Origin of the sequence: Nissabacter archeti, from assembly GCF_018257325.1 — a bacterium.
GTDB lineage: Bacteria > Pseudomonadota > Gammaproteobacteria > Enterobacterales > Enterobacteriaceae > Chimaeribacter > Chimaeribacter arupi.
The window spans coordinates 99,671-114,862 of the sequence record NZ_JAERKB010000002.1; the positions used below are offsets into that span (position 1 = coordinate 99,671).

General features: G+C 59.8%; 14 protein-coding genes. 10 read left to right on the top strand and 4 right to left on the bottom strand.

What is annotated here, in order from left to right:
* Nucleotides 1–278: 278 nt before the first annotated feature.
* The 6 genes from JK232_RS03280 to JK232_RS03305 all read left to right on the top strand — a co-directional run bounded on the left by JK232_RS03280 (nucleotide 279) and on the right by JK232_RS03305 (nucleotide 6,955).
* Complete coding sequence (locus tag JK232_RS03280) at nucleotides 279–995, top strand: DUF3053 domain-containing protein (protein ID WP_072927746.1); 717 nt, start codon at nucleotides 279–281, stop codon at nucleotides 993–995.
* 211 nt (nucleotides 996–1,206) lie between these two features.
* Nucleotides 1,207–1,992 (top strand): DsbA family protein, encoded by a 786-nt coding sequence (locus JK232_RS03285; protein WP_072927744.1) that lies wholly within the window; start codon nucleotides 1,207–1,209, stop codon nucleotides 1,990–1,992.
* A 523-nt stretch (nucleotides 1,993–2,515) separates the two neighbouring features.
* Nucleotides 2,516–4,444 carry a PTS mannitol transporter subunit IICBA gene (locus JK232_RS03290; RefSeq protein WP_072927743.1) on the top strand — a complete coding sequence of 643 codons (1,929 nt, stop codon included), beginning with the start codon at nucleotides 2,516–2,518 and terminating at the stop codon, nucleotides 4,442–4,444.
* 195 nt (nucleotides 4,445–4,639) lie between these two features.
* Entirely contained in the window at nucleotides 4,640–5,785 is a 1,146-nt protein-coding gene (gene mtlD, locus JK232_RS03295) for a mannitol-1-phosphate 5-dehydrogenase (RefSeq protein WP_072927741.1), read from the top strand.
* A 105-nt stretch (nucleotides 5,786–5,890) separates the two neighbouring features.
* Nucleotides 5,891–6,472 carry a mannitol operon repressor MtlR gene (gene mtlR / locus JK232_RS03300; protein ID WP_072927740.1) on the top strand — a complete coding sequence of 194 codons (582 nt, stop codon included), beginning with the start codon at nucleotides 5,891–5,893 and terminating at the stop codon, nucleotides 6,470–6,472.
* 120 nt (nucleotides 6,473–6,592) lie between these two features.
* Entirely contained in the window at nucleotides 6,593–6,955 is a 363-nt protein-coding gene (locus tag JK232_RS03305; protein WP_072927916.1) for a YibL family ribosome-associated protein, read from the top strand.
* A 39-nt stretch (nucleotides 6,956–6,994) separates the two neighbouring features.
* On the opposite strand, the gene yiiM is transcribed toward JK232_RS03305, so the two are convergent.
* The 3 genes from yiiM to fdhD all read right to left on the bottom strand — a co-directional run bounded on the left by yiiM (nucleotide 6,995) and on the right by fdhD (nucleotide 9,456).
* A complete protein-coding gene (yiiM, locus tag JK232_RS03310) occupies nucleotides 6,995–7,678 on the bottom strand; it encodes a 6-hydroxyaminopurine reductase (protein WP_072927738.1) in 684 nt (227 codons plus the stop codon).
* Between the two features lie 128 nt (nucleotides 7,679–7,806).
* Nucleotides 7,807–8,430: a superoxide dismutase [Mn] gene (gene sodA / locus JK232_RS03315; RefSeq protein WP_072927736.1), complete on the bottom strand. Its 624-nt coding sequence runs from the start codon at nucleotides 8,428–8,430 to the stop codon at nucleotides 7,807–7,809.
* A gap of 186 nt (nucleotides 8,431–8,616) precedes the next feature.
* Complete coding sequence (gene fdhD, locus JK232_RS03320) at nucleotides 8,617–9,456, bottom strand: formate dehydrogenase accessory sulfurtransferase FdhD (protein ID WP_072927734.1); 840 nt, start codon at nucleotides 9,454–9,456, stop codon at nucleotides 8,617–8,619.
* Nucleotides 9,457–9,612: 156 nt separating this feature from the next.
* Here fdhD and fdhE point away from each other — a divergent pair, with 156 nt between their 5' ends.
* The 4 genes from fdhE to exaC all read left to right on the top strand — a co-directional run bounded on the left by fdhE (nucleotide 9,613) and on the right by exaC (nucleotide 13,800).
* Nucleotides 9,613–10,542, top strand: coding sequence for a formate dehydrogenase accessory protein FdhE (gene fdhE / locus JK232_RS03325; RefSeq protein ID WP_072927733.1), 930 nt, complete (start codon nucleotides 9,613–9,615; stop codon nucleotides 10,540–10,542).
* 129 nt (nucleotides 10,543–10,671) lie between these two features.
* Nucleotides 10,672–11,349, top strand: coding sequence for a DcrB/PsbP domain-containing protein (locus JK232_RS03330; RefSeq protein ID WP_241506135.1), 678 nt, complete (start codon nucleotides 10,672–10,674; stop codon nucleotides 11,347–11,349).
* Between the two features lie 43 nt (nucleotides 11,350–11,392).
* Nucleotides 11,393–11,998, top strand: coding sequence for a glutathione S-transferase (locus tag JK232_RS03335; RefSeq protein ID WP_072927731.1), 606 nt, complete (start codon nucleotides 11,393–11,395; stop codon nucleotides 11,996–11,998).
* 263 nt (nucleotides 11,999–12,261) lie between these two features.
* On the top strand, nucleotides 12,262–13,800 hold the full coding sequence (gene exaC, locus JK232_RS03340) for an acetaldehyde dehydrogenase ExaC (RefSeq protein WP_072927730.1): 1,539 nt from the start codon (nucleotides 12,262–12,264) through the stop codon (nucleotides 13,798–13,800).
* 65 nt (nucleotides 13,801–13,865) lie between these two features.
* Here exaC and JK232_RS03345 read toward each other — a convergent pair whose 3' ends face one another.
* Nucleotides 13,866–15,104, bottom strand: a complete 1,239-nt coding sequence (locus JK232_RS03345; protein ID WP_072927728.1) for an MFS transporter — start codon at nucleotides 15,102–15,104, stop codon at nucleotides 13,866–13,868.
* Between the last annotated feature and the right edge of the window lie 88 nt (nucleotides 15,105–15,192).

Here is a 15,192-nt window from a genome sequence, read left to right on the forward strand (position 1 = left end):
ACCGTCATTCCTTTTTGCTTAAAACTATAAGCACTAAGACTATAAGCCAGAATTCGCCGGGGAGGGGGAAATTTTGTGCATATTTTGCTGTTATTTTGTCCCTGAATTGTCACTTTTCCGAACATATGCCGGGAAAACCCGGCGAATTTACCGCTGGATCGCGCTCGCAACCCTGCACAGGATGAGTACCTTCTCAACGGCAGATGATCTATTCTTAGGGCACAAAACATGCCCGCACAGTGGGCGGAAATCATGGACATCGAAGGGGAGTTGGGCACATGGCAGCAGGGATTAACAGCAGAACCGTTGCGCGCTGGATGGCGCCGTTACTGGCACTTATGGTGGTATTGCAGCTCACCGCCTGTGGCGACAAAGAGGGCGACGAGCGCAAGGCGTTCATCGACTACCTGCAAAACACCGTGATGCGCAGCGGGCAGAACCTGCCGACGCTGAGCGAAGACCAGAAACAAAAACTCGGCAACTATGCCAATGATTATCAGGTGCTGGTGACCTTCTCCCGCCAGATGAAACAGGGCATCAACAACAGCCTGGGGCCGGTGGTGAACACCCTCGGGCAGATCCGCGTGCCGCAGGATTATATGCAGCAGCATGATACCCTGGCGCAGGAGCTGGGCGCGCTGAACATGCTCGGCCAGCAGATCCAGACGGCCAAAGCGCAGGCCGACACTGCGCACGCGGCGATGAAACACCCGGACGATCTGAAAGGCATCTACAACCAGGCGTATGACAACATCGTGACCCGCCCGGCCAACGGCATTATGCCGGTGATCCCGGCGCTGGCAGGGTTCGCGCAATCCGTGGTGCAGGTGGGGGATTACCTGATCCAGCAGGGGAACCAGGTCACTTTCAGCAATAACCAGGTACAGCTTCAGACCCAGCAGCAGGTGACGCAGTACAACACCATGATGTCAGAGCTGACAACGAAACAATCGGCGCTGCTGGCGGCGCAAAAAGCGATGCTCGGCCAGTTCTGATCGCCTGCCGTACCCAAGCCACCTGCGGGTGGCTTTTTTACATCCTGCCTCTCAGTGAAGCGTGCGTGAGAAAATGTGGTCGTTTTTGACGACCGGCAAAGCAGCGGATACCGTAGGCTGCGAACTTCACCAGACAACGTGATGTCGCCGGAAAAGTGCCTGCCGGAAAACACCACGCCGCCGGGAAACGTGATAACCAGAAGGAAATGCTATGAAATACCCTGTAATGACGCTGGCCAGTGTGCTGATGCTGGCACCGGCTTTGTCCCACGCGGCGGATGCCCCCGCCTTTACGCCTGCCCAGCAGGAAGCGATCGGCAAAATTGCCGCTGACTATCTGGTGCAGCACCCGGAAGTGCTGGTGCAGGCCAGCCAGAAACTGGAAGCGCAACAGCAGGAGCAGCAGCAACAGGCGTCACTGAATGCGGTGCTGCAAAACAGCGAGGCGTTGCTGAATGACGCTGACACCCCGGCCATCGGCCCGAAAAATGCCAAAGTGGCGCTGGTGGAGTTCTTCGATTACCAGTGCGTTTATTGCAGCCACATGGCCCCGCTGGTGGAACAGACAGTGAAAGCCAACCCGCAGGTGCGGTTTGTGTTTAAAGAGTGGCCGATCTTTGGCCAGCGCTGGGAGCCGTCCATCACTGCGGCGGAAACCGGCATGGCGGTCTACAAAGAGAAGGGCGCAGACGCCTACTTCGCTTACCACAATGCGATTTACCATACCGGCCATGATGAGGGCAAACTGACGCAGGCTGACATCACGGCTGCCGTCAAAGCGGCGGGTGCTACCCAGCCGGATGAAGCCACCCGTAACAAGACCCACGCCGCGCTGGCGAAAACCGACGATCTGGCGCGGGTGCTGGGCTTCAGCGGCACCCCGGCGTTTGTGGTGATGCCGACCCAGGGCGCAACGGCGCAAAACAGCACCGTGTTGCCGGGCGCAGTGTCAGCGGAAGCGCTGCAAACCGCCATTAACAAAGCGCAGGGTAAATAACCCCGGCGGCCTGCCCTGTGCACAGGGCAGGCCCGCGTCCTCGTTCCCCCCGGTTTTCCCCTCTTTTCGCCCGCTGCCGCTGCGATAACGCATTCATCTGCCTGCCATCACATTCTTTCAGAATTCATCACATTGTTGGCTGGATTGGCTACAGTTGGGTGTAGGACAAATCTTAAGCAGTTCGTTGGCGTCTCAGTGATAAATAATTTGTGAGAAAAATCACAATTTCGAGAAAAATCGGCATTTAACAAATGTGATACATATCACGGTTTATTCTGTCAGTAACCGGTTTACCGGGCTATCTTGCGGTTCTTTAAGGCAATTTTGTGATGAGCGTCACGCTATGTACCGGGTTAACCGGGGCTATAGTGTGAGGTAGATCACAAAAAGGCGGGGCGCTACGCGTGCAAAAAAGAGCGTGGTAGAGTCCGCCCTGCATACGGCAAAAGCGACGGGTTCGCCGTCCCGTCTCAACGACTTCACGCGCTCTTATTGGCAGCGCGTATCAATAGGGGTGTGTTTTATGTTTTCACCAGACGTTAAGGTCAAAGTCCAGAATTTTGGCCGCTTTCTGAGCAACATGGTGATGCCCAACATCGGCGCATTTATCGCCTGGGGGATTATCACCGCACTGTTTATCCCAACCGGCTGGTTGCCGAACGAAACCTTAGGCAAGCTGGTCGGCCCGATGATCACCTACCTGTTGCCGCTGCTGATAGGCTACACCGGCGGTAAACTGGTGGGCGGTGAGCGCGGCGGCGTGGTGGGCGCGATTACCACAATGGGCGTGATCGTCGGCGCAGACATGCCGATGTTCCTCGGCGCGATGATTGCCGGCCCGCTCGGCGGCTGGGCGATCAAACGCTTCGACCGCTGGGTAGACGGCAAAATCAAAAGCGGCTTCGAGATGCTGGTCAACAACTTCTCGGCCGGCATCATCGGGATGCTGCTGGCGATCCTGGCGTTCCTCGCCATCGGCCCGCTGGTGGAAACCCTCTCCAAGGTGCTGGCGGCCGGTGTGCACGTCATGGTGGTCAATAACCTGCTGCCGCTGACCTCCATCTTTGTCGAACCGGCGAAAATCCTGTTCCTCAATAACGCCATTAACCACGGGATCTTCTCGCCGCTGGGCATCCAGCAGGCTACGGAAGCCGGGAAATCGATCTTCTTCCTGATCGAAGCCAACCCCGGCCCAGGCATGGGCGTGCTGGTGGCCTACATGTTCTTTGGCCGCGGCAATGCCAAGCAGTCTGCGGGCGGTGCGGCGATTATCCACTTCCTCGGCGGCATCCATGAGATCTACTTCCCGTATGTGCTGATGAACCCGCGCCTGCTGCTGGCGGTGATCCTCGGCGGGATGAGCGGCGTCTTCACGCTGACCCTGCTGAACGGCGGCCTGGTCTCCCCGGCCTCTCCGGGTTCCATCCTGGCGATTCTGGCGATGACGCCGAAAGGCGCGTATTTCGCTAACCTGTGCGCCGTCGTTGTGGCCTTTGCTGTCTCCTTTATCGCGTCTGCCATCCTGCTGAAAAGCACCAAAGCGAAAGAAGAAGACGACCTGGAAGAAGCCACCCGCCGGATGCATGACATGAAAGCCCAGTCCAAAGGCGGCCAGCCTGCGGCGGCCACGGCAATGGCGAATGACGGTGACATGAGCACCGTGCGTAAAATCATTGTGGCCTGTGACGCCGGTATGGGCTCCAGCGCCATGGGTGCCGGTGTGCTGCGCAAAAAAGTGCAGGATGCGGGGCTGAAAAATGTGTCAGTAACCAACAGCGCCATCAACAACCTGCCGGATGACGTCGACCTGGTGATCACCCACCGTGACCTCACCGAACGCGCGATGCGCCATGCGCCGCAGGCCCAGCATATTTCGCTGACCAACTTCCTGGACAGCAAGCTCTACAGCGACCTGACCAACCGCCTGGTGGCGGCCAATAACAGCAGCCTGCACCAGCAAAAAGTGATCACCACGCTGGATGACAGCTTTGACGCCACCGAGCAGAACCTGTTCCGCCTGACGGCGGCCAACGTATTCCTCGGCCAGCAGGCCAGCGACAAAGAACAGGCGATCCGCTTCGCCGGTGAGCAACTGGTGAAAGGCGGCTACGTGCAGCCGGAATATGTAGAGGCCATGCTGGCGCGTGAAAAGCTCACCTCTACTTACCTGGGTGAGTCGATCGCGGTGCCGCACGGCACCATTGAGGCGAAAGACCGGGTGCTGAAAACCGGCGTGGTGTTCTGCCAGTACCCGCAGGGCGTGCGCTTCGGCGACGAAGAGGATGAGGTGGCGAAACTGGTGATCGGCATCGCTGCCCGCAACAATGAGCACATCCATGTGATCACCAGCCTGACCAACGCGCTGGATGATGACACCGTGATCGCACGGCTCTCCACCACCCGTGACGTGCAGGAAGTGCTTAACCTGCTGACCGGAAAACAGGTCGCCTGACCCTGAACAGACCGGGCCGTAATGGCCCGGTTGCTATTTATAGGTCAGTGCGGTTATAGGGCAGTGCGGGTTATAGGGCACGGCACGTTATCGCGATAGCGTGCCGCAAGATTCAGGGGAAGGGCGGGCACTGCGCGCTTCCCGCTTTTCAGGTTTGTGACGTGCAGTATCGTCACTCGTTTTAAGGATGACATGATGAAAGCATTACATTTTGGCGCCGGGAATATTGGCCGCGGCTTTATCGGGAAATTGCTGGCAGACGCCGGGATTGAGCTGGTGTTTGCAGACGTGAACCAGACCGTGCTGGACGCGCTCAACAGCCGCGGCAGCTATGATGTGCACGTGGTGGGCGAGCAGGCGCGTGTGGAGCCGGTGAGCAACGTCTCCGCCGTCAACAGCAGCAGCCAGGAGGCGATTGACCTGATCGCATCGGTTGACCTGGTCACCACCGCCGTCGGCCCGAACATTCTGGAACGCATCGCCCCGGCCGTCGCCAAAGGGCTGGTGAAACGCCACCAGCTCGGCAACCAGCAGCCGCTGAACATCATCGCCTGTGAAAATATGGTGCGCGGCACCAGCCAGTTTAAACAGCACGTCTATGACGCCCTGCCGGAAGAAGAGAAAGCCTGGGTGGATGAGCACGTCGGCTTCGCGGATTCCGCCGTCGACCGCATCGTGCCGCCTGCCGCTGCCGGCAGCACCGACCCGCTGGAAGTCACGGTGGAAACCTTCAGCGAATGGATTGTCGACAAAACCCAGTTCGTCGGCCAGCCGCCGCAGATCGCCGGCATGGAACTCACCGACAACCTGATGGCCTTTGTGGAGCGCAAACTGTTCACCCTCAACACCGGCCACGCCATCACCGCGTACCTCGGCAAACAGGCCGGGCACGCCACCATCCGTGATGCCATCCTGGACCCGGCCATCCGCAAGGTGGTGAAGGGCGCGATGGAAGAGAGCGGCGCAGTGCTGATTAAACGCTACGGTTTCGATGCAGAAAAACATGCCGCCTACATCAACAAGATCCTGGGCCGGTTCGAAAACCCCTATCTGCAGGATGATGTGGAACGCGTCGGCCGCCAGCCGCTGCGTAAACTCAGCGCCGGTGACCGCCTGATCAAGCCGCTGCTCGGCACACTGGAGTACAACCTGCCGCACGCCAACCTGATCACCGGTATCGCGGCAGCGCTGCACTACCGCAGCGAAAGTGACCCGCAGGCCGCGGAGCTGGTGGACTTGCTGGCGAACCTCGGGCCGCAGGGCGCGTTGTCCCAGATCTCCGGCCTGCCGGCAGACAGCGCGGCGGTGGCCGAAGCGGTTGAGGCATATAACGCCCACTAACCGCGAAATGTGGTAAAAAGAGCGGCTGGCGGCAGGGTGCCGTCAGCCGCCCGCACTGTTTTTCACAACACGGGGGCGTTGCCTCCGCCCGTATGGAGGCCAGGTATGGCCGGGTTTCCGGACGTTGTGACTCCCCTAACGCAAAATGTCGCCATGATTGAAGCTGCACAGGCCTTTGAAAACCGGGTACTGGAAAAACTGAACGCCGGGAAAAGCGTTCGCGGGTTTATTATCGCCGCCGTTGAGCTGCTCACTGAAGCCGTCAACATTCTGGTATTGCAGGTTTTCCGCAAAGATGATTACGCGGTGAAATACGCCGTCGGGCCACTGCTGAGCGGCTCCGGCCCGCTGGGCGATTTGTCGGTGCGGCTGAAACTGATGTACGGGCTGGGGGTGATCAGCCGTAATGAGTATGAAGATGCTGAACTGCTGATGGCGATGCGCGAGGAGCTGAACCATGACGGCAACGAATACCGCTTTACCGATGATGAAATCCTCGGGCCATTTGGCGAATTGCACTGTGTGCCCGCCCTGCCGCCTGCCCCGGTGCTGACGCCGGGCGTGGTGCCGCTGGATGAGGCGTTGCAGGCGATGCAGCGCCAGCGCTATCAGCAGATGGTGCACTCCACGATGGTGCTATCGGTCACGGGGCTTATCGCCGGGATCAGCCTGAAAAAGGCATTCTGAAGGCGGATACCGGCCCGCTGGTGCTGTCACCGGGCTGATGAAGCGCCCACTTCCTGCTACACTGTGCGCCAATCCCCCTCTTGATAACGTGCCTGACAGCGGCATAAACGGGCCATGACTATGAAAGAAAAAGAAAAAGCAGAGATCAAACTCCTCAGCGACAAGCTGGATGCCCTGAACCACAAAGACGCGGCCATCCTCGCGCAGGGTAACGGTGAGTTGATCGCCAAGCACGAAGAAGAGAAAGAGAAGCTGGTTAAAGAGATCGCCCGCCTGAAAGAGGTGCAGATCAGCAAACTGAGCAAACAGGCGCAGGAACTCTCCCGCCTGCCGTTCAGCCGTGAAATCTCCAAAAAAGAGCAGGCTGATATGGGCACCCTGAAAAAGAGCGTGCGCGGGCTGATCGTGGTTCACCCGATGACGGCCCTGGGCCGCGAAATGGGCCTGAAAGTCGTGACCGGCTACGCGAAAAAACCGTTCTGAACCTGCCGGGCCGGTGGCTTACCGGCCCGCCTCTCTGTTTCAGCCGCCCTGCGGTTTGCCGTCCATCCGGGCGCTGAAACTCTCAATCTTCCGGCTCTCCAGCCTGACCTGCATCTTCTTGCTCCAGCTCGCGGCCAGCCCGGCTGCCCCTAACAGCCGCCGGTACTGCTCTTCGTCATAAGGCTGGTTAAAGGCGATCGAAATGGCCTCCGCGACGCTGACCTCGCTGTTGCGCGTCAGTAGCTCCAGCGGCTGCCCGTCACTGATGTAACCCGGCGACAGCACGCGGTAGAGCCAGCCACAGCGGCCGCTCTGCTGGATAATGTGTGAAAGCTGCGCCACGCCCAGGTGAATCCCGATCTTGTAGCAGGGGGAGCGCGGCTGCGTTATCTGGATCAGCGCCTCGCCCCAGCGGAAAATATCCCCGATAAAGACGTTCTGCTCAGTGAGGCCGAGCGTCGAGATATTTTCGCCAAAGCCGGGCGGCTGGAAGTGCTCTGCCTGCTGCGGGAACTGCTGGCTCAGGTGAGCGTAATGCTCACGCGGGAAGTGGCACAGGGCGCGATCCGGCCCGCCATGCACATGCGTTTCTGCCTGCTGGTCACCCTCCAGGCCGAGCGGCGTCAGCAAAATCCGGCCTTCTGCGGCCCGTTTGCTGATGGCGCTCGGGCGCATGGTTTCATGCTCAGTGACCGGGCCGATAAACACCTGAGGATAGTGCATAGTCTCTCCTTTGCGTGGCAGGCGACGCCTGCGGATGCTTCCAGCTTATGGCAGCGCATAAAAAATGCCAGCGCAGGCGCCGGCATTCTTGTGGTCAACCGCGGCCGGGGCCGCGTGTGTAACGGGAATTATTTTTTCGCAGCGAAACGTGCAGCCGCTTCATCCCAGTTCACCACGTTCCAGAACGCCTTGATGTAGTCCGGGCGTTTGTTCTGGTATTTCAGATAGTAAGCGTGTTCCCACACATCCAGACCCAGCAGCGGGTAACCGGAAGCACCGGCAACGGCTTCGCCCATCAGCGGGTTGTCCTGGTTTGCGGTGGAAACCACAGCCAGTTTGCCGTCATCTTTCAGCACCAGCCAGGCCCAGCCGGAACCGAAACGGGTCGCAGCCGCTTTCTCAAAGGTTTCTTTGAAGCTGTCGATGCTGCCGAAATCACGTTCGATGGCGTCTTTCAGCTCACCCTGCAGGGTGGTGCCGATTTTCAGGCCTTTCCAGAACAGGCTGTGGTTGGCGTGGCCGCCGGCGTTGTTACGCAGCACGGTTTTCTTGTCAGCCGGTACCTGGTCCAGTTTGGTGATCAGTTCATCAACCGGCAGGGCAGCCAGTTCCGGCAGGCTTTCCAGCGCGGCATTGGCGTTATTGACGTAAGTCTGGTGATGTTTGGTGTGATGGATCTCCATCGTCTGCTTGTCGAAATGCGGCTCAAGTGCGTCGTATGCGTAAGGCAGGGATGGCAGTGAGTAACTCATATTCTTCATCTCCATTGGTGTTTTGCGGCGCAGGGCAGGTGCAAGCACCGCGTAAGCAGTGGGATCATTATAGTTAATTAAATGATATTGAAAATGATTATCTCAGACCGCCCCGGCGGTGGCGCGGGGCGGTATCCGTGACTTATAGCGCACTGAAATATCGGCAGGAAAATCGATCTAAGCGCGTCAGTACAGCCGTTGCGGATGGGTATAGACAGTGGCGCGCCCCGGTTTGCTGAAGCCGACCAGCGTCAGGTTGCAGCGTTCGGCCACTTCCACCGCAAGCGTAGTGGCCGCGGAGACGGCGAACAGAATTTCCGCGCCGCACATCGCGGCTTTTTGCACCATTTCATAACTGGCACGGCTGGACACCAGCACCGCGCCCGCCTGCCACCCCGGTTTCCCGCTGCGCACGCCCAGCAGTTTGTCGAGCGCCACGTGGCGGCCGACATCCTCACACCCGCCGAGCAATGTGCCCTCCGGGGCGACCCAGGCGGCAGCATGGGTGCAACCGGTAAGCTGGCCGACCGGCTGATATTCCTTAAGCGACGCCAGCGCGCCATCGAGCCGGGCCAGCTCAAACTGCTGGGTAAACGGCAGCGGTGCCAGCGGGCGGAAAAGATCGCCGAGCTGCTCCACCCCACACACCCCGCAGCCGGTGCGGCCCGCCATCGCGCGGCGGCGCTCCTTCAGCCCGGCAAAACGGCGGCTGGACAACTCCACCTGCACTTCAATGCCGTTGCAGGAGGGGAGAATGTCGATGCCGTAAATCTCCTGCGGTGTCTCGATAATGCCTTCAGACAGCGAAAAACCGAGCGCAAACGCCTCCAGGTCTTTGGGCGTTGCCATCATCACCACATGGGAGATGCCGTTATACACCAGTGCCACCGGCACCTCTTCCGCCAGCCAGTCCGCTTCGGCGGTGGCCAGCCGGGTGCGCTGGAAAACCTGACGCTGTTGCGCGCCGTCACGCGGTGCGTCGCCGGCGGTGACTGCGCCGTTACTCTGTTTTGTACGTTCGTTCACGAGCCTGTACCTGATTTTTAACACCCACAGGGTTACTGTGGTACTGTGCCGGAAAGGGCAGAAGTGCCCACCTTAGCGCTGTTGAGACGGGAACAGAACCGATTTGTTCTATTGGCACTGTCACGACGACGGCCATTCATCAGGAGAGCGATCGCCATGAGCATCCGTATTGTGCCTAACCACGGTGCCCACGCACCCCAAACCAGGATGTCCGCGGCGCATAGCATACCGCCGCTGCTGTTTGCCAACCTCAAAAGTCTCTATGCGCGGCGCGCAGAGCGGCTGCGTCACCTGGCTGAAGAGAGCCCGCTCCAGGATTTGCTGGCCTTTGCCGCGCTGATTGCCGATGCGCAGCAGCACGCCCTGCACGACCACCCGCTGACAATGGATATGGCTGCCCTGCTGGCGCGCACGGCGGAAACCACCCTGCCGCCGCTGGATATCCACACCTTCGTGCGTGACCCGCACTGGCGCACGCTGTTGCAGGCGATCATCGCCGAACTGCGCCCGCAGGTTGATCCGCACCTGCGGGCAGTGCTGGAGAACCTGGAAAAGTGCTCGGAAAACCAGTTGGAAAATTTCGCCGACGCGCTGCTTACCCGTGAATTCACGGACGTAGGCAGCGAAACTGCCCCGCTTATCTGGGCGGCCCTCTCCCTGTACTGGGCGCAGATGGCGGCGCTGATCCCCGGCAAAGCGCAGGTGGAGCACGGCGAGCACCGCCAGTTCTGCCCGACCTGCGGCAGCATCCCGGTGTCCAGCCTGGTGCATCTCGGCTCGGTGAGCGGGATGCGTTACCTGCACTGCAACCTGTGTGAATGCGAGTGGCATGTGATGCAGGCCAAATGCAGCAACTGCGAACATACCCACGGGCTGAATTACTGGTCGCTGGATGATGTCTCCTCGCCGGTGAAGGCCGAAAGCTGTGACGACTGCGGCACCTACCTGAAAATCCTGTTCCAGGAGCATGACCCGAACGTGGAGCCGGTCGCGGATGACCTCGCCACGCTGGTGCTGGATGCCAAAATGGAAGATGAGGGGTTTGCCCGCAGCAGTATTAACCCGTTCCTGTTCCCCGACGGCTGAGCAACGCGGTCGGCGGCTGCTACGCTTAAGGGTGCGCCGGTGTTTCAGAGCATTCTGTGGCGGTGGCGGCCCCGGCGTGGGTTACCCTTGCGGTACGCAACACGTTAACTGATAACAAGAGGAACAAGGATGATGTTAAAAAGCGCAATGAAATTTACCGCCGTGGCACTGTTGGCGGCCGGGCTGATGGCCTGTGATGACAAACCGGATACTACCCCGACGCCGCCGCCGCCCGCCTCCAAACCTACCGTGGCCGCGAACCCGTCATCCGTGGCACCGGAAACCCAGGTGGTGCAGGGCAGCCAGCCGGCCCCGGTCGCCCCAGCCAACGGCGTGGATGTGTCACTGCTGACCGGCAAAATCGGCTTCCACCTGCCGGCCGGCTTCTCCGACCAGACCCAGCAGGCGGGCATCGCCAATACCGAGCAGTCCCATACCCAGCTGTTTATCGACAGCCACAGCCGCCAGCTCGCTGTGACCTCTGAAGTGGTGCCGCCGGCCGGGCAGGTGATTGATACCAGTGACGCGGCGTTTGCCGGGCTGTCAAAAGGGTTGCTGAACGGTCTGAGTAACCAGTATCAGGACATCAAGAAAACCGACGAGAAAACCCTGACCCTGGGCGGCCAGCGTTTCCGCCGTATGGACACAGAACAGCGCGTGAAGGGCCAGCCGGTGCTGGCAACGACCCTGTTCACCGTGCTCGACAAAAAGGTGATCACCCTGCAGGTGGTGACGCCGGTCAACAACGGCGAGGCGCATAACACCCTGATGAAATCCATCACAGACAGCATCAAGGTAAAAAGCTAAGGCCTGCGGTGCCCTTACGCATTCCTGAAGGAGGACGGTAAAGTTGAAACTCATCGGCAGTTATACCAGCCCTTACGTGCGCAAGATTTCAGTCATGTTGCTGGAAAAGGGCATCCCTTTTGATTTTGTGAACGATTCCCCCTGGGCTGACGGCACGCAGGTGCCGCACGTTAACCCGCTGGGCAAAGTGCCGGCGCTGGTCGCGGATGATGGCGAAATCTGGTTCGATTCCCCGGTGATCGCCGCGTATGTCGACACCTTGCCAGGTGGTTCGCCCCTGTTGCCTGCCGACCCGGCGGCGGCGCTGCGCGTGCGGCGGCTGGAAGCGCTGGCTGACGGCGTGACGGACGCCGCCGTGGCGCTGGTGCTGGAAAAACGCCGCGAGGCGGATAAACAGGACGCAGCGTGGGTGGTGCGCCAGCGTGAAGCCCTTAACCGCGGGCTGGATGCGCTGGAGCAGCACGCGGCCGCAAGGCGCTACCTTAACGGTGAAACGCTCAACCTGGCGGACATCGCCGTCGCCTGTGCGCTGGGCTACATCAATTTCCGCCGCGTGGCACCGAACTGGTGTGTTGAGCGGCCAACGCTGATCGCGCTGGTGGAGCGGCTGTTCCAGCGGGAAAGTTTCGCCCGCACGACACCCCCTTAACCCCTTGCCCTCTCTTCTCCGGCCGGTGTGTGATGCACCGGCCTTTCTGTCTTAACCCCGCCGCCGGCAAAAATAGTGTGAGATAACTCGAAGAGTTAGGGTGCGCGCCCGGCGTGCGGTGCGCCTGCGTCTACATTTTAAGCAACCCTGTCAACCCGGCCCCGGTTGTTCAGCGCTTGCTGTGTGGGAAAGAGGTGCCGGGTACTACACACTCCCTACTACCCATGCGTGCGGGTGCGCCCCGTCACGCCAAGGAGCACACCATGCCTTATGATCAACCCTCAAGTGCCGTGATCCCCGGTGAATATGGTTTCCCGCTAAAACTTAAAGCGCGTTATGACAACTTCATCGGCGGCGAATGGGTGCCGCCCGCCAATAACCAGTACTTCCCGAACGTTACGCCGGTCACCGGCCAGGTGATGTGCGAAATCGCCAGCTCCGGCACGCAAGACGTGGATCGCGCACTGGATGCCGCGCACCAGGCCAAAGGCGAATGGGGGCGCATGTCGGTGCAGCAGCGCGCCACCATCCTTAACCGTATCGCCGATCGTATGGAGCAGAATATCGAGCTGCTGGCCGCCGCGGAAACCTGGGACAACGGCAAACCGATCCGCGAAACCACCGCCGCTGATGTGCCGCTGGCGATTGACCACTTCCGCTATTTCGCCGCCTGCATCCGTGCGCAGGAAGGGGGCATCAGCGAAATTGATCAAGACACCGTGGCTTACCATTTCCACGAGCCGCTGGGCGTGGTCGGGCAGATTATCCCGTGGAACTTCCCGCTGCTGATGGCCTGCTGGAAAATGGCCCCGGCGCTGGCCGCCGGTAACTGCATTGTGCTGAAACCGGCCAAACTCACGCCGATGTCGATCCTGCTGATGATGGAGCTGATCCAGGATCTGCTGCCGCCGGGCGTGATCAACGTGGTCAACGGCTCCGGCAGTGAAATTGGTGAATATCTGGCGACCTCAAAACGCATCGCCAAAGTGGCCTTTACCGGCTCTACCGAAGTCGGCCAGCAGATCATGAGCTATGCGGCGCAAAACGTGATTCCGGTAACGCTGGAACTGGGCGGCAAATCGCCGAATATCTTCTTTGCCGATGTGATGGATAAAGAAGACGCTTTCTTTGACAAGGCGCTGGAGGGTTTCGCGCTGTTCGCGTTCAATCAGGGCGAAGTCTGTACCTGCCCAAGCCGCGCGCTGGTGCAGGAGTCGATTTACGAGCGCTTTATGGAGCGCGCCATTAAGCGTGTGGAGAGCATCCGCAGCGGCAACCCGCTCGATTCCGCCACTCAGATGGGCGCACAGGTGTCGCAGGGGCAGATGGAAACCATCCTCAACTATATCGAGATTGGCAAAAAAGAGGGTGCGGACGTGCTGACCGGCGGCCGCCGTAAAACCCTGGGCGGCGATCTGGCGCAGGGCTACTACCTGGAGCCGACCATCCTGTTCGGTAAAAACAGTATGCGGGTCTTCCAGGAGGAGATCTTCGGGCCGGTGCTGGCCGTGACGACCTTTAAAGACATGGAGGAGGCGCTGGCGATCGCCAACGACACTGATTACGGGCTGGGGGCGGGCGTCTGGAGCCGCAACGGCAACGTCGCGTACCAGATGGGGCGGCAAATCCAGGCCGGGCGCGTCTGGACGAACTGCTACCATGCTTATCCGGCCCATGCGGCGTTTGGCGGCTACAAGCAGTCGGGCATCGGGCGCGAAACCCATAAAATGATGCTGGAACACTACCAGCAGACCAAATGTTTGCTGGTCAGCTATTCAGAAAAACCACTCGGCCTGTTCTGATCCTGCCTTTACACAGGCGAAAAAAAACGGCAACGCAGAGCGTTGCCGTTTTCTTACCGGCGGGATTAATGCAGGCCCATTGCCCGCTGTTCGCGCTTATGCCCACGCATAAACAGCACCACCAGCGTCAGCCAGCACAGGCCGCTTAAGAAGTTGAACAGGTTAAACACCCCACTGCCGCCCCAGCCATAGGCCACTTTGGCAATCTCAATGCCCAGGGTAAACACCAGCATACTCAGCACGCCCATCGCGGCTGACACCGTGCCTTTGCTCATCTCACTGGAAAACAGCGTCAGGCGGTAAAGCCCGGCGTTGGCGATACCAATGCCGAAGGCGTAGAAGCTCAGCCCGGCCACCATCCACAGATAGGCATGGGACGCATAGAGCGTGGCCGCAGCCGCCAGCAACAGCCCGGCGACCATCGGCACGGCACCCAGCCAGATCAGCGTTTCCACGGACTTTTTGCCGGTCAGGCGCGCCAGCGTGATATTGCCGATAATCAGCGCGCCAAACACCGGCACCTGCATCAGACCATAGTCCAGCGTGCTCAGCCCTTCACCGCGGATTAACAGTACCGGCGACTGGGCAATCCAGGCCAGCAGCGGCAAACTGGCAAAGCCAATCGCCAGCGCGCCGCACACAAAGCGACCATTGCCCAGCACCACCCGGTAATCACGCCCCAGCCCGCTGATAGACAGCGGTTCGCCCCGGCGGGTGGCGGTTTCCGGCATCGCCCGCCACAGGCCGTAAAAGGCAAAGGCAGAGAGCAGGGCAAACAGCACAAACATGCTCTGCCACGGCAGCCAGGCGATCAGCGCCGCGCCCGCCAGCGGGCCAAGCAGCGGGGCAATCAGCGCCACGTTCGCCATCAGCGCGGTGATTTTGATACACACCGACTCTTCAAACGATTCCTGAATGGTGGCGTACCCCACCGCGCCGATAAAGCACAGCCCGATGCCCTGCAAAAAGCGCACCGCGATGAATTGCTCAATGGTCTGGGTAAACAGGATCGCCAGGCAGCTCAGGGTAAAAAAGGCGACGCCGGAAAGCATCACCGGGCGGCGGCCGCGCCGGTCAGAGAGCGGCCCCAGCAGCCATTGCAGGAACATGCCGCCGGCCAGATAGGCGGTCATGGAGGTCGGCACCCACTCCTCACCAGCATGAAACGCGGCCACCACTGCCAGCATACCGGGCTGGATCATATCGTTGCCGATATAGGTCGCAAATTCGAACAGCACCAGCGAGAGCGGAAACCACAGCGCCCGGCGGCCCAGTCGGGCAACAGGAGGTATTGTGTTTGTCATAAATTAACTTAATGAATGTAAAAAAGAAAAACCGAAAAAGCCGCGAAGGCTATCGTCGGGAAAACGGTAAGGGCGGCTATTTTGCTGC

Coding starts and splice junctions, on each gene's coding strand:
- JK232_RS03280 (WP_072927746.1), top strand. CDS start 279: ATGGCAGCAGGGATTAACAGCAGAACCGTTGCGCGCTGGATGGCGCCG.
- JK232_RS03285 (WP_072927744.1), top strand. CDS start 1,207: ATGAAATACCCTGTAATGACGCTGGCCAGTGTGCTGATGCTGGCACCG.
- JK232_RS03290 (WP_072927743.1), top strand. CDS start 2,516: ATGTTTTCACCAGACGTTAAGGTCAAAGTCCAGAATTTTGGCCGCTTT.
- mtlD (WP_072927741.1), top strand. CDS start 4,640: ATGAAAGCATTACATTTTGGCGCCGGGAATATTGGCCGCGGCTTTATC.
- mtlR (WP_072927740.1), top strand. CDS start 5,891: ATGGCCGGGTTTCCGGACGTTGTGACTCCCCTAACGCAAAATGTCGCC.
- JK232_RS03305 (WP_072927916.1), top strand. CDS start 6,593: ATGAAAGAAAAAGAAAAAGCAGAGATCAAACTCCTCAGCGACAAGCTG.
- yiiM (WP_072927738.1), bottom strand. CDS start 7,678: ATGCACTATCCTCAGGTGTTTATCGGCCCGGTCACTGAGCATGAAACC.
- sodA (WP_072927736.1), bottom strand. CDS start 8,430: ATGAGTTACTCACTGCCATCCCTGCCTTACGCATACGACGCACTTGAG.
- fdhE (WP_072927733.1), top strand. CDS start 9,613: ATGAGCATCCGTATTGTGCCTAACCACGGTGCCCACGCACCCCAAACC.
- JK232_RS03330 (WP_241506135.1), top strand. CDS start 10,672: ATGATGTTAAAAAGCGCAATGAAATTTACCGCCGTGGCACTGTTGGCG.
- exaC (WP_072927730.1), top strand. CDS start 12,262: ATGCCTTATGATCAACCCTCAAGTGCCGTGATCCCCGGTGAATATGGT.
- JK232_RS03345 (WP_072927728.1), bottom strand. CDS start 15,104: ATGACAAACACAATACCTCCTGTTGCCCGACTGGGCCGCCGGGCGCTG.